Consider the following 20,696-nt stretch of genomic DNA (forward strand, 5'->3'; position numbering starts at 1 on the left):
CCACAGCCCTGCTCATAACCTGGCAAACATCCGACCGCAACCGGGGGTGTTGGGCCTGGCGCGGGAGACGACGGCAAGCAGGCGGGCAGGTCATGGCATCACAGCGACGCGCGGAGCGGTCTCGCGACGCTGCGGGCGGCGGTCTGTAGCGGTGGCCGGACTGACCGGCGCCCGGGCCGACGTCCTTGCGCAGATGGACATCTTCAAGGGATGTCCCGCCGAAGACCTGGAGCCGTTGGCTGCCCGGCTTCAGCCGCTGCGCGCGGCGCCCGGCCAGGTGCTGATGCGGCAAGGCGAGCAGGCCGTCTCGTTTCTGCTGATCTCCTCGGGGACCGCCGAGATCAAACACGTCGGCGACGACGGCGTGGTGATCATCGAGCACGCGTCCGCGGGCATGATCGTCGGTGAGATCGCGCTGTTGCGCGACATTCCCCGGACCGCGACGGTGACCGCAGCCGAACCGCTGACCGGCTGGATCGGCGACACCAGGGCCTTCGCCAGCATGGTGCACATCGCCGGCGTCATGCCGCGGCTGCTGCGCACCGTGCGCCAGCGACTGGCCGCCTTCATCACGCCTATCCCGATTCGAGTTCGAGACGGCACCCTGCTGTTGCTGCGCCCGGTGATGCCCGGCGACAGCGAGCGCACCGTGCATGGACACATCTACTTCTCCAGCGACACGCTGTATCGGCGTTTCATGACCCCGCGGCTTCCCTCCCCGGCGTTGATGCATTACCTGTCCGAGGTCGACTACGTCGATCACTTCGTGTGGGTGGTAACCGACGGCAGCGACCCGGTCGCCGACGCGCGCTTCGTGCGCGACGCCAATGACCCGACGGTCGCCGAGATCGCCTTCACCGTCGCCGACGCCTACCAGGGCCGTGGCATCGGCACCTTCTTGATCAGTGCACTGGCCGTCGCCGCCGAGCTCGACGGCATCGAAAAGTTCTCTGCGCGAATGCTTTCCGACAACGGCCCGATGCGCGCGATCATGGACCGCTACGGCGCGGTCTGGCAGCGTGAAGACATCGGCGTCATCACGACCGTGATCGACGTGCCGCGCCCGCATCACCTGCGGCCAGAGGAGGCTGAGCAGATCAAGCGGGTGGCCCGGCAGGTGATCGAGGCGGTCGGCTGAGTCGGGGCCGGCCTTTTCACCGGATGCCTGTGCGCCAGCCGCCGCCAGTCTGCGCACCATTAGGTGACCTCGGAATCCGCTGGCGCATGTGCTAGCACGTTTGGGAATTACCTGCTCCTTTCCGGCCGTGTGACGGATGCGGTTCCGAAGATATGGCCGCATGTTGTGTTATCAACTCCTCATGCGGCCGTTCTGGATTGGCCCGGTGCCGGCCGTGGCGTTCACGGTGGTGATCGCCGCATGCGGTCACTCACCCGCTCGCGCACCGTCGGCCACTTCCACGAAATCCGCGCCGCCGAGCGCCGTTATCGTCAATCCCGCCAACATCAAACGAGTCGTTCGCGACCTGCCGCCCGGCTACGAGGTGACCACCGCAACTCCCAGCGCGGCCTCACCTAGGGTGGTCTGGAGCCTGGGGGACGACCTGCAGGTCAAGCCGGCCAAATGCGGGGCGCTGGCCGACCCCGGCAACGGTCGAGACCAGTCGGCGCAGGGCGTGTCGGGATCGGGTAATGGCGGCATCGTCAACGCGGTGGTGGTGGCTTTGCCGGGGCCGGTGGAGTTCCCGGAGGACCTGGTCGTCGCGTGCGCCCAATGGTCGGAGACCGCCGGGCACACCGTGGTACGGGTCCACTTGACCGATGCCCCGCACGTCGATGGTGCCGAAACCGTGGGCATGGTGGCCGATGTCAAGTCATCGGTCGAGTCGGGCACTGAAATAGATTCGCGCGTCTACACATTCACCGCGTACCTGGGCAACTACTACGCCTTCACCACGCTGACCACCGATCCGGGTTCCGGGCTTCCGGTGCTGCCGCCGCAATTCGCCGCGGATCTGCTCGCCAAAACGGTGTCCACGTTGCGCAGCTGAGCTCCCCGGCTTGGGTAGATTGGCCACGATGTCCAAGAGGTTGCTCGCGGTCGCGGCTGTCTGCGTCGTGGCCGGCTGCTCATCGGCCAGTCACTCGGCGAACGTTGACATCAACAAGGTCGTCGACGTGAAGTCCAGCTTTGGACCGGAATACAAAGTCAGCGACATCAGCAAGCGGGGTATCGATCCCAAGCTGCTGGCCGGCCGGAAACTGCCCGACGGGTTGAAATTCGACCCCGCCAACTGCGCGAAAGTGGCGGCAGGTCCGGACATGCCGGCGGATTTGCAGGGCAACATGTCCGCAGTCACCGCCGAAGGCCGCGGCAACCGGTTCGTGGTGATCGCGCTGGAGACCTCAAAAGCGTTGCCCGTCAACGATCCTGGGAAGGACTGCAACAAGGTGACTTTCGCCGGCCCACAGCTGCGGGGCGGTGTCCAGGTGGTCGAGGTGCCGCAGATCGACAGCACCCGCACGCTGGGCGTGCATCGCGTCATGCAGGCGCTGACACCGGGAGGGCCACGCACCGGCGAGCTGTACGACTACTCCGCCTCATTCGGCGACTACCAGGTGATCGTCATCGCCAACCCGTTGGTCGTTCCCGATCAGCCCGTTGCGCCGGTTGACACCCAACGAGCGCGCGACCTGCTCGTCAAAGCGGTGACGGCGGTGCGTGCCTGACGTTTAGCGCACGCCGCGCGGCCGGAACTGAATGCTCACCCGCGGACCGACAGGCGCCGTGGTCTTGGGCACCGCATGCTCCCAGGTGCGCTGACATGACCCGCCCATCACCAGGAGATCCCCATGCGCCTGCGGTAGCCGTAGCGACGGGCCGCCGCCACGGCGCCGCATCGCAAAGGAGCGGGTGGCGCCCAGGCTGACGATCGCCACCATGGTGTCCTCAGAACTGCTGCGGCCGATGGTGTCGCCATGCCAGGCCACACTGTCCGAGCCGTCGCGATAACAACACAGCCCGACCGTGGTGAACGGCTCACCGAGCTCGCCGGCATAGATGTCGTTGAGCCGGCGCCGCAGCCGGGCCAGCTCCGGATGCGGCGGCTCATCGACCGTCAGGTCGTGAAAACTCACCAGCCTCGGTACGTCGACCACCCGGTCGTACATCTGCCGGCGCTCCTCGCGCCACGGCACGGTCGACAGCAAGGCCTCGAGCAGGTCATCGGCGTCGGTGAGCCAGCCGGCGCGGATTTCTATGAACGCGCCGTCGCTGAGTTGTCTGCGCTCGGTGTGCTGGAACAGGGAGCCTTGGACCGCGATCTCCACGGATGCGAGTTTATCGCACATTCGTTCGATGGCGGGGGGTGCGCGACGGGTGTGTGACGGGACCGGGCGGCGCCGGCGCCGCTACGGTTGAGCTGTGGGTGTTGTTGAGCTGGGCACCAATTCCGAGGTCGGCGCGCTGCGCGTGGTCATCCTGCACCGCCCCGGTGCCGAGCTGCTCCGGCTCAACCCGCGCAACGTCGACCAGCTGCTGTTCGACGGCCTGCCTTGGGTCGCCCGCGCGCAAGAAGAGCATGACCAGTTTTCGTCGCTGTTGCGGTCGCGCGGCATCGAGGTGCTACTGCTGTCGGATCTGCTCACCGAGGCGCTGACCCACAGTGGAGCCGCCCGGATGCAGGGCGTAGCGGCCGCCGTCGATGCGCGACGGCTGGGAGTGCCGTTGGCGCAAGAGCTTTCGGCCTATCTGCGCGGCCTCGAGCCGGCCCGGCTGGCCCAGGTGCTGATCGCCGGCATGACATTCAACGAGTTGCCCTCGGACACCCGGACCGACGTGTCGTTGGTGCTGCGCATGCACCATGGCGGCGATTTCGTCATCGACCCACTGCCCAACCTGGTGTTCACCCGCGACTCGTCGATCTGGATCGGCCGGCGGGTGGTGATCCCGACGCTGGCGCTGCGCGCCCGCGTCCGCGAGGCGTCGCTGACCGATCTCATCTACGCCCATCACCCGCGGTTCACCGGCGTGCGGCGTGCCTACGAATCGCGCACCGCCCCGGTCGAGGGCGGCGACGTGCTGTTGCTGGCGCCCGGCGTGGTCGCGGTCGGGGTCGGGGAGCGGACCACCCCCGCCGGTGCCGAAGCGTTGGCCCGCAGCCTGTTTGACGACGACCTGGCACACACCGTGCTCGCGGTGCCGATCGCCCAGCGGCGTGCCCAGATGCATCTGGACACGGTGTGCACCATGGTCGACATCGACACGGTGGTGATCTACGCCAACATCGTCGACTCGTTGTCCGCCTTCACCCTCGCACGCACGCCGGACGGAGTGGCCATCAGCGACGAGGCGCCCTTCCTGGAGGCCGCGGCCAAGGCGATGGAGATCGACCAGCTGCGGGTCATCGATACCGGGCTGGATCCCGTCGTCGCCGAACGCGAGCAGTGGGACGACGGCAACAACACGCTGGCGCTGGCGCCCGGCGTGGTGGTCGCCTATGAGCGCAACGTGCAGACCAACAGTCGCTTGCAGGAGGCCGGCATCGAGGTGCTGACCATCGCCGGATCGGAACTGGGCACCGGCCGCGGTGGCCCCCGGTGCATGTCCTGTCCGGTCGCCCGCGACCTGTTGTAGCGGACCGCTAACGCCAGCTGGGCAGCCAGATCTCCATGTTCCACGTCTGCTGCGAAATCGGCAGCCCGGTCAGCACTGGGAACAGCCACGCGAAATTGGTCACCACCAACGCCACGTAGGCGCACACGACGATCAGCCCCAGCGTCCGTCGCTCCGAATTGGGCTGGAGCCGCAGCCGGCGTACCGGCGCGCCCGGGGTGTAGAGAATGTCGCCGCAAATCAGCGCGATGGCCATCACCAGGAACGGCGCCATGGTGGCCGCATAGAAGAAGTACATCTGCCGATCGATGTCGGCGAACCATGGCAACCAGCCGGCGCAGTAGCCGACCAACACCGCGGCGTAGCGCCAGTCGCAGCGCACCAACATGCGCCACAACGCGAAAACCAGGACCGGCACCGCCAACCACCACATCGCCGGCGTGCCCACCAGCATTTCGGCCTTGACGCAGGATTGGGCTCCGCAACCGGGTACGTTCTGCTGGTCGATGGCATAGAGCACCGGCCGCAACGACATCGGCCAGCTCCACGGTTTGGATTCCCACGGGTGGTAGTTGCCCGCGGCGTTCGTCAAGCCCGCATGGAATTGGAACGCCTTGGCGGTGTAGTGCCACAGCGATCGGATGGCGTCGGGCAGCGGTAGCACCGAATGCGGACCGATCGTCTGGCCCACCTCGTGGCGGTCGATCGCGGTCTCGGAGGCAAACCACGGGGCGTAGCTGGCCAGATACACCAACACCGGGATAACGCCCAACGCGTACGCAGTGGGGATGAGGTCGCGCCGCAACGTCCCCAGCCAGGGCCGGATCACCTGGTACTGACGCCGCGCCGCCACGTCGAACGCCAGCGACATGGCGCCGAAGAACAGCACGAAGTACAGGCCGGACCACTTTGTGCCGCAGGCCAATCCGAGCAGGACCCCGGCGCCGAAGCGCCACCACCGGACCCCCAGCCGTGGACCCCACATCGTGTCGGCGTGGCGTCCCTCCATCAGCGCGATGTGCATCCGTTGCCGAACCTGGTCGCGGTCGACGATGAGCGCGCCGAACGCCGCGACCACAAAGAACGTGAGTATGCCGTCCAGCAACGCGGTACGCGCCGCGACAAAGCTGACGCCGTCGCAGATCACCAGTACGCCGGCGACCGCGCCGACCAACGTCGAGCGGCTGATCCGCCGGACGATCCGCATCACCAGCGCCACCATCACCACGCCGAGCAGCGCGCCGGTGAACCGCCAGCCGATGCCGTTGTAGCCGAAGATCGCCTCACCGAGCGCGATCAGTTGCTTGCCGACCGGCGGGTGGACAACCAGACCGAACCCCGGATTGTCTTCCACCCCGTGGTTGTGCAGCGCCTGCCAGGCCTGCGGCGCGTAATGCTTTTCATCGAAGACCGGCGTGCCGCCATCGGTGGGGGAGCCCAGGTTCAGGAAGCGGGTGACCGCGGCCACCAGCGTGATCACGCCGGTCACCACCCAGCCGCGGACCTGATCGGTCGGCCCGAAATCGGCCACCGGAACCAGCGGCCCGGGACTGACGATAGGCACCACGCGCTCCTTAACGGCACCCTCCATGTCCAAGGGGGATTCGCGGGGCGGGGCGGTCATCACGTCGATCGTAGGCTGTCGATCATGACCACCGGCCGCCTGTTGCTGGGCGCGACCCCACTGGGCCAGCCGTCGGACGCCTCCCCCCGCCTGCTCGACGCCCTGGCCCGAGCCGATGTGGTGGCCGCCGAAGACACCCGCCGGGTGCGCACCTTGGCCAAAGCCGTGGACGTGCGGATCAGCGGTCGGGTGGTCAGCATGTTCGACCAGGTCGAGTCCTCGCGGGTGGACTCCTTGATCGCGGCCATCCACGCGGGCGCGACGGTGCTGGTGGTCAGCGACGCCGGAATGCCGCTGATCAGCGACCCCGGTTACCGGCTGGTGACGGCCTGCGTGGCGGCCGGCCTGCCGGTGGCATGCCTGCCGGGGCCGTCGGCGGTGACGACCGCGCTGGCCGTGTCCGGGCTCCCGGCGGAGAAGTTCTGCTTCGAGGGATTCGCGCCACGCAAGAAGGCGGCGCGGCGGACCTGGCTGGATTCCCTGGCCGACGAGCGGCGCACCTGTGTGTTCTTCGAATCACCGCGCCGGCTGTCCGCCTGCCTGCAGGACGCCGTCGAGCGGCTCGGCGGCGCACGCCGCGCCGCTGTCTGCCGGGAACTGACCAAGGTGCACGAGGAAGTGGTGCGTGGCTCGCTCGACGAGCTGGCGGCCTGGGCACACGACGGGGTGCTCGGCGAGATCACCGTGGTGCTGGCCGGCGCCACCCCGCGCGCCGACCTGCCGTCGCTGGTCGCCGAGGTCGAGGAGCAGGTCGCCGGCGGCATCCGCATCAAGGACGCGTGCGGCGAGGTGGCCGCCGCCCACCCGGGAGTGCGGTCCCGCCAGCTCTACGACGCCGTGCTGCAATCCCGACGCGGTTGAGGCCGGTCGGTCAGCCCGCCGAGCTGGCGGCCGCGACGGACGGCAGCCCGACGATGGGCGACGCCTTGTGCAGGCATTCGGCCCACTCGGCGTCCGGGTCGGAATCGGCGGTGATCCCGCCGCCGACACCCAGCAGCGCGCCGCCGGCGGCATCGAATTCGACGGTGCGGATCGCGACGTTCAGCTCACACCCCGCCACAGGTGATGCCAATCCGATTGTGCCACAATAGATTCCGCGACGATACGGTTCCCATTGCGAGAGCAGTTGCCGGGCCCGGTGTTTGGGCGTCCCGGTGACCGAGGCCGGCGGGAAGGTGGCGTCCAGTAGCGCCGCCGTCGGTAGGTCGGGCCGAACCTGCGCCGACACCGTGGACACCAGGTGCCATACGCCCGGCGCCCGCCGCACGACCAGCAGTTCGGGCACGGTCACCGTGCCGACGATCGCCACCCGGCCGAGGTCGTTGCGCACCAGGTCGACGATCATGATGTTCTCGGCCACCTCTTTCGGCGACGCGCGCAGCGCCGACGGCCAGGCATCCAACGGCAAGGTGCCCTTGATCGGGCTGGACGTGACGATCGTGCCGCACCGCCGCAGGAAAAGCTCCGGCGACAGCGACGCCACCGCACCCCAGCTGCCGGCCAGATAGCCGGCCCGGGCCGGGGAGGTGCGGGCCACGCCGTCGATGAAGAAGTCCAGCGGAGCGCCGGTGATCGTCCCGGCGAACTGCGTGCATACGCAGGCCTGGTAGACCTCGCCGGCGCGGATCGCTTCCAGGCAGGACAGCACCCCGTCGCGATGCGCCGCCCGGTCGGCGACGCCCCAGTCGATCCGGCATTCGTGCGGCGCGGCCGCGGGTGTGGCCAGCGCGACGGCCAGCCAATCCGGCATCGGCGCGCCGGACAGACTCTCGTACCACCAGTGGCCGTCGCGGTCGCGGCGCAGCACGCAGTCGGTCCAGCCGCCGGCGGCCTCGGGGATTCGATTGGGCTGGGCGTCGGCGCCGGGGTCGGGATACGACAGGTAGCCGATCCAGCCGCCTCCCACCGCGTGCGGTTCCAGTGTCCGCGACGGCTGAACCGCGAAGACGTCGTCGACATGCGCCGGGCGCACCGACACGCTCGGCGCGATCACCGCCAGCGCGCCGAACCATTCGCCGGTCAGCGCGGCCGGCGGCGGCAGCCCGAGCCGGCTGGTGGCATCACCCACCGCGCGCAGCACCCCAGGTGCGGCGCCAAGGTCGCCGAGCCGCTCGATTCGCACAGCCCTAGCTTGACAGAGCGGCGGGGATTCGCACTTTCAGTGCTCGCGCGCTCAGCTGCGGCTGATGTCGCGGGCGGTGGCCAGCGCCGCCAGTTTCTGCGGATTGCGCATCACATAGAAGTTGGTGATCTTGTCCTCGACGATCTCCAGCGTGATCACGCCTTCGAGCTGTTCGCCGAGGTAGAGCAACACCGCCGGGGCGCTGTTGCAGGTCACCATGTCCACCCGCACCGCGCCCATGGTTGCCGCCCGGCGCATCAGCCCGGCGATCGCGCGGGCCACCTTCTCGGCGCCGACCACCGGCCGGCGGGCGGCGCTCACCACGCCGCCGCTGTCGGCGGTCCAGGTGGCGTCCGGGGCGAGCATCGTCATCAGCGCTTCCACGTCGCCGCCGGCGGCCGTGGCCAGAAACTGCGCGGTGATTTCGGCATTGCGTTGCGGGTCCACGGTGTCGAATCGCTTGCGCCGCGACCGCACGTGTTCGCGTGCCCGGTGCGCCACCTGCCGCACGGTGGGCGCCGGCCTGCCCACCGCCTCGGCGATCTCGCCGTAGTCGAAACCGAACACCTCGCGCAGCACGAACACCGCCCGCTCGTCGGGACTCAACGTCTCCAGCAACACCAGCATCGCCATCGAAATCGACTCCGCCAGAACGACATCGGCCGAGGGATCCTGCTCCTCGAGCAGCAGCGGCTCGGGCAACCACGGGCCGACGTAATCCTCGCGCCGGCGAGCACCGGCCCGCAGCGAGTTCAGCGCCTGACGGGTGACCAGCTGGGCCAGGTACGACTTGGTGTCGCGTACCGTCGCCAAGTCGACCGCCGCCCAGCGCAGATAGCTGTCCTGCAAGACATCGTCGGCCTCGGTCGCCGAGCCCAGCATCTCGTAGGCGATGGTGAACAGCAGTGGCCGCAGCAAAGTGAACCGTTCGGCGTGCTCGCTGCCGGTCGGTGCTTGCGTCATCGCGCGGCGACCTCCTCGTCGACGACTGCCCACTCGGGCCGCTTGCCGCCCTTGATCCAGAGGTACGAACCGGGCTTGGCGGCCTCTCGCCGAATGGACCACAGCGTGCCCTTGCAGATCGCCTCCTTGATCGAAGCCGCCGCGCGGCCACCGAGGAACATGTTCACCGGGGTGTCGTCGCTGCGGGAGAACTGCACGGTGGCGTGCGAGCGGCCCAGGCTGATGCACTGCCCGACGAACGCCTGGCTCAGCGGCGCTGGCGCCTCGCCACCGATGCGGCTCAGCACGGTGTTGGCGGCCTGGGCGCCCATCGGGCCGGCGGCCTGGCAGCTCATCCGCAACGGTTGACCGGACGGCGCGGCGGCGTCACCCGCGGCGACGATCCGCTCGTCGTCGATGCTGGTCAGTGTCTCGTCGGTGAGCAGCCGGCCCATCGGGTCGGTGTGCAGCCCGCTGCGGGTGGCCAGATCCGGCACGGTGAATCCGGCCGTCCAGATGGTCGCCCCGCTGGGCAGCACAACGCCATCGGTGAGCACCACCCCATCCCAGCGGACCTCGGCCACGGCCACCGACTCCAGCACGTTGACGCCCAGGTGCCGAAGCTGCTTGGCCACCGAGCGCCGGCCCCGCTTGCTCAGCGACGGACCGAGGACGGGGCCGCAGACCAGGGTCACCGGGCGCCCGCGCTCGGCCAGCTCGGAGGCGGTTTCGATGCCGGTCAACCCGCCACCGACCACGGTGATGGGTGCGGGCAGCGGCAGGTCGGTGAGCGCATAGTGCAGCCGCTGCGCGCTCTCCAGGTCGGCGACCGAGTGCGCGAATTCCGCAACGCCTGGCACCGTCGATGCGGCCGCTCCGGTGCTGCCCACGGCGTAGATCAGGTAGTCGTAGGTCAGCTCGGCGCCCGAGGTCAGCTCGATCCGCCGGTCGGCGGTGTCGATGACCTCGACGCTGTCGACGATCAGCCGGATCCCCTCGCCGAGCAGCGTCGCGTAGTCGGCGGTGGCGGTGCCGGTGTCGGCAACCAACTGGTGCAACCGAATTCGCTCGACGAAGACCGGCCGGGGGTTCACCACGGTGATGTCGACGTCCGGGCGCTGGCGCAGATGGTTGGCCGCCAGGGTTCCGGCGTATCCGGCGCCGACAACGACGACGTGGGTTCTTTCGGGGGCCACCTGGGTCATGGCTGTCTCCTATTCGTGAGGACCTGTGCCCTTGAGACACCGCAGACCCGCCGAGCGTGACAGGCGCGCCCGCAATTGTGACCCGCCTCACTGCGCAGTTGGCCGTGGCCGCCTGTCCGCGTGCGACTGAACATCCTCGGGAAAGAAGGTGAAGCTGTTCACGTAGACCCCTCGAGGGGCCCAGTCGTTTTCCTTGTTGCCGAGGTTGGCCGGGTCTTGGTGCCGGGCCGGGTCGAACTCCTCTATCGGCCGCCAAGCATCACCGCGATCGAAGTAACCCGCGTAACCCAGACCGTTCAAAAACCGAGTGACCTCGGCGACGGCGTTCGGGCGATGGCGTTCCTCGGCTTCCAGGAGGACCGCTGGTCGATTTCTTAAGAGTGTGTCTGCGGCGCCTTGCAAAACGGCCAGTTCATGGCCCTCGACGTCGATCTTGATCATGCCGACGTTGTGCAGATGCAAGTCGTCGAGTCGGGTGACTGGTACGTCGATGCTCTGCACTTCACTGCCATCCACGTCGCTGAGGGCATTGTTGCTGTCGATGGTGCTGCGACCTGGCTCGGACCCAACCACACGCATGGAAGTCATGCCACCTGTGTCCGACAGCGCCACCGCTTCCACCCGGACCGCAGCGCCGACGGCATCGAACATCGTGGTCAAGTCGCGGGCCTGGCCTGGCCGGGGCTCGAACGCGATCACCGACAGCGAAGACGCCAGCATTGCGATCGTGAATTCCCCGACGTCTGCTCCGATGTCCAGCGAAACCCGGTTCGGGTCGCATAACGAGGCCGCAAGCCGCACGTCCGGCCGGGATTCGCCGAGTCGTCGCAGCATGCGGTACTTCCGCCACCAGAACAAGCGTGGGGCGAATTTCTTTGCCGCTGGCGCGAACCAATGCTTGACCGAACGTGTGACGGGCATTTTCTCGTCTCTCGTGCGATTTGCTGAGTCATTACCCTAATAGATGCTCGCCGTCGTCGGCCGCGCTGCTCAGCGGCCGGTCAGCAAGCGCCGGGCTATGGCGTGCCGCGCATGTTACGCTGCGCTACGCCAAATCGTGGCCTGCCCCAGGGCCGGATATCCGCACCAGTCAACCCGCGAAATATGGGGCCACTGCAGTGCGCATCGGTGGGTATTGGGAGAAGCAACGTTGACGACGACCATCTGTTTGATCGGGCCGGCCGCGGCGCAGTCGCCGAGCGGCGGGGGCCCGTCGTCGTCGGGCGCGATCTGACGGCCCGATGGTGTGCTCTGTGGACAGACGCGTGCTGGCCGTTGTCCTGTGCGCAGCGGCGGTGCTCAGCGGATGTGGCGGTAACAGCGACCCCGGCCCGCTGTCGGCGATGGTCAGTCCGGCCATACCGCTGACCGCCCAAGAGATACCCAACCCGCTGCGCGGCCAGTACGAGGAAATGCTGAATCCGCTTTTCCCGCAAGGCAATCCGGCGCAACAGCGATACTCTGCCTGGCCGGCCTCATACGATGCCAGCCTGCGCGTCTCGTGGCGGCAGCTGCAGCCGGTCGATCCGCGCACGTTGCCCCCCGACGCACCCGATGACCGCAAGTTCGATTTCAGCGCGATCGACGACGCGCTGGCCAAGCTCGCGACCCGGAACATGCGCCTGACGCTCGGCGTCTACGTCTACAAGTCCCGCAACGACCCCACTCCGGACAACACCAACATGGCGATTCCGGACTGGCTGCGCCCGTCCGCGGCCAGCTATCCCGCGCCGCCCAACGGTTCGGCCCCCGCCGTCACCCACGTGGTGCCCAATTTCAACGACCCCGACTATCTCAACGGCATCAGCCAACTGTTGGCCGCGCTGGGCCGTCGCTATGACGGCGACGAGCGGTTGAGCGTGTTCGAGTTCTCCGGCTACGGAGACTTCGGCCAGAATCAGCTCGCGTATCTGCGTGATTCGCTGAGCGCGCCGGGTCCCACACCGGATGACAGCGAGGCAAAGCTGGGCTATTACAGCCAGTTCCGCGACCAGAGCATCACCAAAGCCTCCATTGCGCAGCTGGTCTCGGCCAACGTCAATGCGTTTCCGCACACCCAATTAGTGGTAGCTCCGCAGAACCCGGAGATCGTGCGCGAACTGTTCGCCGACGACGTCACCAACAAATTGGCCGCGCCGGTCGGTATCCGCGCGGACTGCCTCGGGGTGCAGGCTCCGTTGCCTGAGTGGGCCGAAGCCAACGACTCGCACTACGTCCGGTCCAACGACGCCGTCGTCAGCGCGATCAAGCAGCGGCTGACGACGGCGTTGGTGATCAGCCAGTGGTGTCGACTGCCCAGCGGAGCCGATCCGCGCTCGTACTACGAGAAGGGGCTGCATGACGTCATCCGGTACCACGTGTCGATGACGTCGAGCGCCGATTTCCCGGACCGTGACGCAACAGCGGCGATGGATCCCAAGCTGTTTCTGCTGTGGGGTAAGGCGAATACCGCCGCGGGCTATCGATATTCGGTCGAGGCGAAGCCGGGATCGCAATCGATCCAGGGCAAGGTGGCGACGATCTCGGTGGTGTGGACCAACTACGGTTCGGCGGCGGCCACCGAACGTTGGGTTCCCGACTACAAGTTGGTGGATTTCTCGGGGGCGGTGGTTCGCAGCCTGCCCGCGACCGTCAACCTCAAGAAGCTGGTGCACGACGAATCGAGCCAGTCACGTGAGGAGCCGGTTCCAGAGTTGGCCACCGAGTCGGTGCACGTCGACGTCACGGGCCTGGCGCCCGGACATTACACGCTGCGTGCCTCGGTCGAATGGCAACAGCACATTCCGGGCGCCTCACATGTCGTGAACTACGCGCCGATGGCCCTGGCCCGGGACGGCCGGGACAGCTCGGGGCTGTATCCGATTGCCACACTTGACATCCCGAGCGACTCGGCGTCAGCAAACGGTCAGTGACCCGCGGCGGCGCTGTTGCCGCAGCAGTTGCCCGCGGCTTTTCGCAACTTCCTGATGGATGGCACTGTGCGTGATACCGTTTTTCCACGGATTTCGGCCCAGTCGCCGCGTGGATCGAAATTCGTCAGCAAACAGCCCAGCGAACTACCGGACCCCCTCGATGGGTGCCCCATTCCGGAGGACCCGTGCCGCGCAGCCTGGATTTAGTGGTCACCTCCGTCGCCACCCAGTTGATGGAGGCCACGGCATCCACGGCGATCCAGGTCAGTGAAAAAGTTCTCGCCCAACTCGTCGAGCAGTTCGATGTGGACGTCAGCTTCTTGCGCCACCACGCTCAGGACGCGCCGGCGTCGGTGCCGGTAGCCGAGTGGCCTCGCCGCGCTGACGCTGCCGAGCCGGATCCGATAGCCCATCTCGAATTGGACGGCGCCGAATCGGTGCTCGCCCAGTGCGAGCGCGACAGGAAGCCGGTGGTGATCGCGCCCGATCAGCGCCGCGGTTGGTTTGGCCGCTCGCTGAACCAGCGCAAGACACCGGCGTTGCCCTCGCTGGCCGTTGCGCCGCTGGTGTCCGGCGATGCGACCACCGGTGTGCTCGGCTTCGTGAAGTTCGGCGCCCGCAAGTGGAAGCAAGCAGAGATCAACACGCTCGAGGCGGTCGCCGCCCTGTTCGCCCAGCTGCAAGCCCGCATCGCCGCCGAAGAACGACTGCGCTATCTCGCCGAACACGACGATCTGACCGGCGTCTACAACCGTCGGGCACTGGTCGCGTATCTGACCAAACGGCTCGCGGCCGGCAACCCCGGGCCCGTCCCGGTCTTCTACCTCGACCTCGACCGGCTCAAGGCGATCAACGATTACCTCGGCCACTCCGCGGGCGACTGGTTCATCAGAATGTTCGCGCAACGCATCGAGGAGTGCGCCGGAACTCAGAGCATGATCGCCCGGTTGGGTGGCGACGAGTTCGTGGTCATCCCGGACCAGCCGATGTCGCCGGAGGATGCCGAGGCATTCGCGCGGCGCCTGTCGACGATGCTGTGCGACCGCCTGACCATCGGCGGGCACGTGATCAGCCGCACCGTCAGCATCGGGCTGGCGGTGGGCGCGCCCGGGACCGACAACTGCGCCGATCTGCTCCGGCGAGCCGATGAGGCCGTGCTGACGGCCAAGCGGGCCGGCGGCAACCAGACAGCGGTATCCACCGACGACATGTCGCTGAAAAGGGCCTTCCGCAACGACATCGAACTGCATCTGCAAGGCGACATCGAAAGCGAAGGTCTGATTTTGGACTACCTGCCCGAGGTCGACTTGTGGACCGGCGTCATCGTAGGTGCCGAGGCGCTGGTGCGCTGGCGGCACCCGGTCTGGGGTCTGCTGTTGCCCGACGCGTTCATCGGGGTAGCCGAATCGACCAATCTCGCTGCGCAGTTGGGCCGGTGGGTGATGCGCGGCGCCTGCGCCGATTTCAGCCGGTGGCGGGCCAACGGAGTCGGGGCAGGCGCCATGCTGCGGATCAACGTGTCGCCCATCCAGCTGATAGGCCGCGGTTTCGTGGAAAGTGTTGCCGATACCATCGGCGAGTTCGGGATCGACGCCGGATCGGTGTGCCTGGAGATCACCGAGCGCGCGGTGGTGCACGACATCGACACCACTCGAAAGACCTTGGCGGATCTCAAAGAAGTGGGGGTGCAGATCGCCATCGACGACTTCGGCACCGGGTATGCCGTGCTGTCCCACCTGAAGTCCCTGCCGGTCGACATGCTCAAGATCGATGCCGGATTCGTGCGGGAGGTGGCGACCGACGCCGGCGATCTGGCCATCGTCCGGGCGATCATCGGGCTGGCCGAGGCGTTTGACCTGGAAGTCGTTGCCGAAGGCGTCGAGACACCCGCTGCCGCATTGACTTTGATGCAGCACGGCTGCCACCGGGCGCAGGGCTTCCTACTGTCGCGTCCCGTCGCCGGCGATGCGATGGAAGCGTTGCTGTCGGCCCGATGGATGCCGATGCCATTCCTTTCCGATCCGGAGTCATCGTCGCTGGGTTCCCTCTAGCATCGCAACGGTGGTCCGAACAATAAGGCACACCACGGCGATCCTCGCCCTGTGCTCGGCGCTGGTGCTGAGCGGATGCGGTGGTCACCGCGCCGATCCCGGTCCTTTGTCCGTGGTCAACAGCCCGCCCTTACCCCTGAGCGTTCAAGAGGTGCCCAATCCGCTGCGCGGCCAGTATGAAGACCTCTTGATGCCGCTTTTCCCCCAAGCCAATTCCGTGCAGCGGCGCTTCCCGGCGTGGCCGTCGTCGTATGACGCCAGTGTGCGTATCTCGTGGCGACAGTTGCAGCCCACCGATCCGGGCACGCTGCCCCCCGACGCGCCCGATGATCGCAAGTTCGACTTCAGCGTGATCGACGACGCGCTGACAAAGTTGGCCAGCCGAAACATGCGGCTGACCCTTCGCGTGGTCGCCTACAATTCCTGCTGCGACACGGCCTATGCCAACAACACCAACATCGGCATGCCCGACTGGGTGCGTGCGCTTCCCGACGCCACCGTCAGCCTCACCGGGCCGCAACGGTATTGGTGGACAGCCGGGGTGACGCAGGTGGTACCGAACTGGAACAACCCCGGTTACCTCAACGCCTTCGGCCAGCTGCTGGCCGCGCTGGGCCGTCGTTACGACGGTGACGAGCGGCTCAGTGTATTCGAGTTCTCCGGCTACGGGGATTTCAGCGAGAACCACATCGCGTACCTACGGGACACGCTGGGCGCACCGGGTCCCACTGCGGAAGACAGTGTCGCGAAGCTGGGGTATTACAGCCAGTTCCGCGATCAGAGCATCACCAAAGCCTCCATTGCGCAGCTGGTCTCGGCGAATGTAAATGCCTTTCCCCACACACAATTGGTGACAACTGCGCTGAACCCGGAAATCGTTCGCCAACTGCTGGCCGACGATGTCACCAAGAAACTGTCTGCGCCGGTGGGGATCCGCTCGGATTGCCTCGGCGTGTACGCGCCGTTACCCACCTGGGCCGAGGCGGACGGCTCATACTATGTGCGGTCGAAAGATCCTGTTGTCGGACAACTCAAAGACCGGCTGGCCTCGGCATTGGTGATCACCGAGTGGTGCCAGTTGCCCGACGGAACCGATCCGCGGTCCTACTATGACAAGGGTCTGCGTGACGTCGTCAAATACCACGTGTCGATGACGTCGAGTTACAACTTCCCGGCGGTAGATTCGACGACTCCGATGGACCCGGCGCTGTACCTGGTATGGGCGCAAGCCAATGTCTCGGCCGGCTACCGGTATTCGGCCGAGGCGCGGGCCGGGTCGCGATCGGCACGCGACGGGGTGCCCACCGTATCGGTGGTGTGGACCAACTACGGTTCGGCCGCCTCGACCGAGACATGGGTCCCCAGCTACCGATTAACGGATTTCTCGGGACAGGTAGTCCGCACCTTGCCCGCGCACGTGCCGTTGAAGACGCTGGCCCAGGGGCAATCCGGGGACAAGTCTGATACCGAACCGGTCCCGGCGTCCTACACCGATTCGGTGGCCATCGACTTGGCCGGATTGGCGCCGGGCCATTACACGCTGAGCGCTGCAGTGGATTGGCAGCAACACAAGCCCAATGCCTCGCACGTGGTGAACTATCCACCCATGCAGTTGGCGCGCGGCGGACGCGACGGCAATGGGTGGTATCCGCTCGCGACGCTGGACATATCACGCGGTGTGTTGACCTCTGCGCCTCGACAATGAATGCCGGTCGGCAGGCACACTTGCGATTTTGCCGCTGCCGCATGGCGATTGCTGCATAATGTGCACTGGACTTTGCGCGGCGGTGCGAAGTAAATCAATTCGACGCTATTCGTGTGGCGCCGGCCAGAAAGGTTAGTGGATGGATTTCCGCACCTTTGTCAAGATTCTTCTCGCACATTGGAAACTCGCCGCTGCCGCGTTGCTGACCTGTACCGTCGGCGCCGCGTTCGTCACGGCGTTGCAGACCAAGCACTACCAGTCCTCGACCACGGTCCTCGTCTCGTTTCCCGGTGCTACCGACCTGAATGAGTTGTACAGCGGCACGACGGCCGCACAGGAACGGCTGTCATCGTATGCCCAGATCGCCGCCGGACACCTGGTGGCTGAGCGCGCGGTCCGTCAGCTTCAACTACCGATCAGCGCCGATGACGTGGTGAGCCAAACCCAAGTCAAGTACACCTCGAAATCGATGTTGTTCACCATCAGCGTCAAAGACACCGATCCGGCGCGAGCTGCCGCGCTGGCGGGCGCGATGGCCAATCAATTCGGTGCGATCGTGCCGACGCTCGGGATAAATCCGGGTCCACACAGTGTGGGCGCGCCGGTAACCGCCGGAGCGCGACCCGACGCGGACGAGACGACCCCAACCTCGGGCCAACCGTTGGACGCACCTGGATCGGTGCAGCCCACGGCGAAACCACTACCGGTGGCCCGGGCGACGGTGGTCGAGCCGGCCCGGGTACCCAGTAGTCCGGTTTCGCCCCTGCCGATGCGCAACATGGTGATCGGATTTATCGCCGGTGTTCTGCTTGCCATCGGGGTGGCGCTGGCCCGCGAGGCCGGCGATCGCACCATCCGCACCCGCGAGAAGCTGGAAGGACTCACGGGTTTGCCCACTTTGGCGGAGCTGCCCGGAAAGCGCGGCACGGCTCCGCGATTCGGCACCGACACCGCATTCGACGATGCCGTGCGGGCGATGCGCGCCCGGCTGCTCAGGGTGACGAGGCCCGATGTCCGTCGCGTGCTGGTGGCGGGGCCGTTCGGCGCGGAAGGGACCACAACGACCGCGCTCAATCTGGCGCTCGCGCTCGCCGAAATCGGCGAGGACGTCCTACTCGTCGAGGGCGATACCCGCCGGCGCGTCATCGCCGGGTTGCTGAGAGTCGAAGCGGGGGAGGGGCTGGCCAATGCGCTGGCCAACCCCGACACCGCCGCGGAAGTCGTCAAACCGTCATCGGTTCCGAAGCTGTTCACCCTCGCCTCGAGGTCAGCCCGCCGTGAAACGCCGCCGTGCAGCGCGTTCCTGCCGGAAACGATCGACCGAGTGCTGCAGGACTTGTCGTCCCGTTTCGATCGAATCGTGGTCGACGGGCCGCCCGTGCTGGCGACAGCTGACACCGCTCTGCTGGCCGGCGCCGTGCAAGCCACCGTGTTGGTGGTGCGGGCTCGTCGGACCACCGCCGACGAGCTCAAGGACGCGCTGGCCGCGCTGCGCTCGGCCGGCGCGGAGGTTGTCGGCACCGTACTGACCGACGCCCGACCGGCTCTGCACGTAAGGGCCGCCGCACGAACCTACCGGTCGAAGGTCAGCGGACCGGCGTGATCCCCTATTTGCCCGCTCGCCATCGCCTCGCCGTGGATGGCGCCCTGCTGGCGGTATTCCTGTTCGGCTGCTTTGCTTTCGGAGTGCTCTCGGTCCGCCGAACCACCGAGGGAGCGTTGCTGATCGCAGCGTTGTTCTGCGTGGTCGTGTATTGGGTGAAACCCGAAGGGATGGTAGGGGTCACGCTGTTCGGCGCTTTCGCCGCACTACCGGAAGGCCTGCACGTCGGCAAAGTCATCGGGCCGGTCACCATCTACGCCTACCACGTGGCCGCGGTGCTCGCGATCTGCTATCTGATCCCGACCGTGAGAGCGCGGCCCGCCGATTTCCTGTGGCCGGGAATCCTGGTGCTGACGGTGGTGTCGGCCACCGTAACTGGATTCGCAACTGGACAGTCGGCCCTGGTGGTGATGCGCGAATCCACCAGCATGCTCGAAATGGTTCTCGGCTTCGTGTTGGCGTTGTTTGTCGTCTACGGTGGTCACGTCAAATGGTCAATCCGGGTGATGGTCGCCGTCATCTGGTTTTCGGCCGGGATGGCAATAGTGAGTTCGCTATACGCGGTCCGGCTGGCCGGGCGGGCGGAAAGCCTCGAATGGACCACGGGCGCCGGCCAGGCCCTCCGCATCATCCTGTCCACCCAGACACCGGCCACCGCCGTCCTGTCCGCGTTGGTCGCCGCCCCGATCGTCGGTCGCGTCAAGCCCGCAATGTATGTCGCCCTGGGCCCGCCCGCGGTGATCATTTCGCTGTTGTCCTTCTCCCGTAACACGTTGATTTCCATGGGAGTTGCGGCCGGAGTCGCTTTCCTTGCGAGCTTCAGCTGGGCGGCGCTGCGACGGATGATCGCCACCGCTTTCGTCGGTGCCGCCATCGTCGCGGTGGCGGTGCCCGGCTCGCTGTTTTTACTACAGCAGTCGAAAACCGGGGCATGGCTCAGCGACCAGTTCGTCGCGTTCAGTCAGCGGGTGCTCGGCGGGGTGTCGTCAAGCGCGCTCGCCGTTGACGATTCGGCGCTGGAACGACTTCGGGAGATCAACCTGCTCAAGGAAACCATCGCCCGTGCCCCGGTATTCGGTCATGGCCTGGGCTACCCCTATCAACCGCCGAACGGAGACGACGAGTTCCATCAGATCCTGTATCCCGCCTACTCCCATAACTTTTATTTGTGGTGGTTGGCTAAGGCCGGTGTGGTCGGCATGGCAGCGTTCGCACTGTTCGCGCTCACGCCGGTGCTCCTTGCGATGCGTTGCGCGTCGGCGCAGGCGAAAATCAGTGCGGCGGTCGCCGCGGGCCTGCTGGCGATCTCCGCCGTTTGGCCATTGCCGGAGATGCCGATGGACGCCTTGGGATTGGGTATCGCCCTGGGAGCGGCGATGGGGTTCGCCGGCTTGCAGCGCCGCGACCGCGGTGCGAGCCAAATAGTCACCGGCCAAGCGCCGGCGCTGACCGTAACGGCCAGGCCGCAATGAACGCGGTCACCCACGTAGGACCCGACATGTACAGCATCGGCGGGACGCAGTCCGTCATTCGGGTCATACATGACAACAAGATTGGCGCCGACGACATGCGCGTCCTTTCCACGTGGAACGGGCGGCACCACGCCAAGAACCTGTTGCTCACCGCGCACGCCGGGATGGCGCTGGCTCTCGCCTCTCGCACGACCGTCGCGCACTTTCACATCTCGAATGGCGGAGCGTGGCTGCGCGAAGGGCCGTTGATCCGATTGGCCCGGGCCCGCGGCTTGCGGGTGATCGTCACGCTGCATGGTGCCGACTTTCCCGCATTCGCGCGGTCGAACCCGCGCTATGTGGGCGCCACGTTGAAGCATGCGGACCACGCGATCTTGTTGTCGGAGGAGGCGCGTGCCGCCGCCGCCGAGGTGGCGCCCATGGTGCCAACCTCCATCGTGGCCAACCCGGTCGTGATTGATCGAGATGCGCCCGGGGCCGGCTCGAC

16 protein-coding genes and 1 pseudogene are annotated in these 20,696 nt (G+C 66.8%); 11 read left to right on the forward strand and 6 right to left on the reverse strand.

Going from position 1 to position 20,696, the window contains the following annotated elements:
* Positions 1-193: 193 nt before the first annotated feature.
* The 3 genes from A5625_RS00835 to A5625_RS00845 all read left to right on the forward strand — a co-directional run bounded on the left by A5625_RS00835 (position 194) and on the right by A5625_RS00845 (position 2,688).
* Complete coding sequence (locus tag A5625_RS00835) at positions 194-1,138, forward strand: GNAT family N-acetyltransferase (RefSeq protein WP_156747799.1); 945 nt, start codon at positions 194-196, stop codon at positions 1,136-1,138.
* 181 nt (positions 1,139-1,319) lie between these two features.
* Positions 1,320-2,009, forward strand: a complete 690-nt coding sequence (locus tag A5625_RS00840; protein ID WP_066988493.1) for a DUF5642 family protein — start codon at positions 1,320-1,322, stop codon at positions 2,007-2,009.
* 28 nt (positions 2,010-2,037) lie between these two features.
* Positions 2,038-2,688 carry a DUF5642 family protein gene (locus A5625_RS00845; protein WP_066988494.1) on the forward strand — a complete coding sequence of 217 codons (651 nt, stop codon included), beginning with the start codon at positions 2,038-2,040 and terminating at the stop codon, positions 2,686-2,688.
* Positions 2,689-2,691: 3 nt separating this feature from the next.
* Here the strand turns inward: A5625_RS00845 and A5625_RS00850 are convergent, their stop codons facing one another.
* On the reverse strand, positions 2,692-3,288 hold the full coding sequence (locus tag A5625_RS00850; protein WP_197515901.1) for an alpha-ketoglutarate-dependent dioxygenase AlkB: 597 nt from the start codon (positions 3,286-3,288) through the stop codon (positions 2,692-2,694).
* 94 nt (positions 3,289-3,382) lie between these two features.
* Between A5625_RS00850 and arcA the strand changes: the two genes are divergently transcribed.
* The gene (gene arcA / locus A5625_RS00855) at positions 3,383-4,594 is read left to right on the forward strand and encodes an arginine deiminase (RefSeq protein ID WP_066988496.1); all 1,212 of its coding nucleotides are present in this window, start codon (positions 3,383-3,385) and stop codon (positions 4,592-4,594) included.
* Between the two features lie 7 nt (positions 4,595-4,601).
* Here the strand turns inward: arcA and A5625_RS00860 are convergent, their stop codons facing one another.
* The gene (locus A5625_RS00860) at positions 4,602-6,140 is read right to left on the reverse strand and encodes a dolichyl-phosphate-mannose--protein mannosyltransferase (RefSeq protein ID WP_197515902.1); all 1,539 of its coding nucleotides are present in this window, start codon (positions 6,138-6,140) and stop codon (positions 4,602-4,604) included.
* Positions 6,141-6,221: 81 nt separating this feature from the next.
* Here A5625_RS00860 and rsmI point away from each other — a divergent pair, with 81 nt between their 5' ends.
* Entirely contained in the window at positions 6,222-7,058 is an 837-nt protein-coding gene (rsmI, locus tag A5625_RS00865) for a 16S rRNA (cytidine(1402)-2'-O)-methyltransferase (protein ID WP_066988498.1), read from the forward strand.
* Positions 7,059-7,068: 10 nt separating this feature from the next.
* On the opposite strand, the gene A5625_RS00870 is transcribed toward rsmI, so the two are convergent.
* From A5625_RS00870 to A5625_RS00885, 4 genes are all read right to left on the reverse strand, one after another.
* On the reverse strand, positions 7,069-8,319 hold the full coding sequence (locus A5625_RS00870) for an aminodeoxychorismate synthase component I (RefSeq protein ID WP_066988499.1): 1,251 nt from the start codon (positions 8,317-8,319) through the stop codon (positions 7,069-7,071).
* Positions 8,320-8,370: 51 nt separating this feature from the next.
* Positions 8,371-9,282 carry an RNA polymerase sigma-70 factor gene (locus tag A5625_RS00875; RefSeq protein WP_066988500.1) on the reverse strand — a complete coding sequence of 304 codons (912 nt, stop codon included), beginning with the start codon at positions 9,280-9,282 and terminating at the stop codon, positions 8,371-8,373.
* The gene (locus A5625_RS00880; protein ID WP_066988501.1) at positions 9,279-10,466 is read right to left on the reverse strand and encodes an NAD(P)/FAD-dependent oxidoreductase; all 1,188 of its coding nucleotides are present in this window, start codon (positions 10,464-10,466) and stop codon (positions 9,279-9,281) included. The genes A5625_RS00875 and A5625_RS00880 overlap by 4 nt, the downstream gene beginning before the upstream one ends.
* Before the next feature lie 87 nt (positions 10,467-10,553).
* Complete coding sequence (locus tag A5625_RS00885) at positions 10,554-11,387, reverse strand: FkbM family methyltransferase (RefSeq protein ID WP_066988502.1); 834 nt, start codon at positions 11,385-11,387, stop codon at positions 10,554-10,556.
* Between the two features lie 320 nt (positions 11,388-11,707).
* Here A5625_RS00885 and A5625_RS00890 point away from each other — a divergent pair, with 320 nt between their 5' ends.
* The 6 genes and pseudogenes from A5625_RS00890 to A5625_RS00915 all read left to right on the forward strand — a co-directional run.
* On the forward strand, positions 11,708-13,378 hold the full coding sequence (locus A5625_RS00890) for a hypothetical protein (protein ID WP_066988503.1): 1,671 nt from the start codon (positions 11,708-11,710) through the stop codon (positions 13,376-13,378).
* Between the two features lie 185 nt (positions 13,379-13,563).
* On the forward strand, positions 13,564-15,429 hold the full coding sequence (locus A5625_RS00895) for a bifunctional diguanylate cyclase/phosphodiesterase (protein WP_066988504.1): 1,866 nt from the start codon (positions 13,564-13,566) through the stop codon (positions 15,427-15,429).
* A gap of 10 nt (positions 15,430-15,439) precedes the next feature.
* Positions 15,440-17,134: a hypothetical protein gene (locus A5625_RS00900; RefSeq protein WP_066988505.1), complete on the forward strand. Its 1,695-nt coding sequence runs from the start codon at positions 15,440-15,442 to the stop codon at positions 17,132-17,134.
* A gap of 139 nt (positions 17,135-17,273) precedes the next feature.
* Positions 17,274-18,737, forward strand: coding sequence for a polysaccharide biosynthesis tyrosine autokinase (locus tag A5625_RS00905; RefSeq protein WP_066988506.1), 1,464 nt, complete (start codon positions 17,274-17,276; stop codon positions 18,735-18,737).
* Positions 18,734-20,209: an O-antigen ligase gene (locus A5625_RS00910; RefSeq protein ID WP_066988507.1), complete on the forward strand. Its 1,476-nt coding sequence runs from the start codon at positions 18,734-18,736 to the stop codon at positions 20,207-20,209. Before A5625_RS00905 ends, A5625_RS00910 begins: the two co-directional genes overlap by 4 nt.
* A pseudogene (locus A5625_RS00915) lies at positions 20,206-20,696 on the forward strand (glycosyl transferase family 1); the annotation flags it as partial. The gene A5625_RS00910 and the pseudogene A5625_RS00915, both read left to right, overlap by 4 nt.

The sequence above is a fragment of the Mycobacterium sp. 1465703.0 genome (genome assembly GCF_001672975.1).
GTDB lineage: Bacteria > Actinomycetota > Actinomycetes > Mycobacteriales > Mycobacteriaceae > Mycobacterium.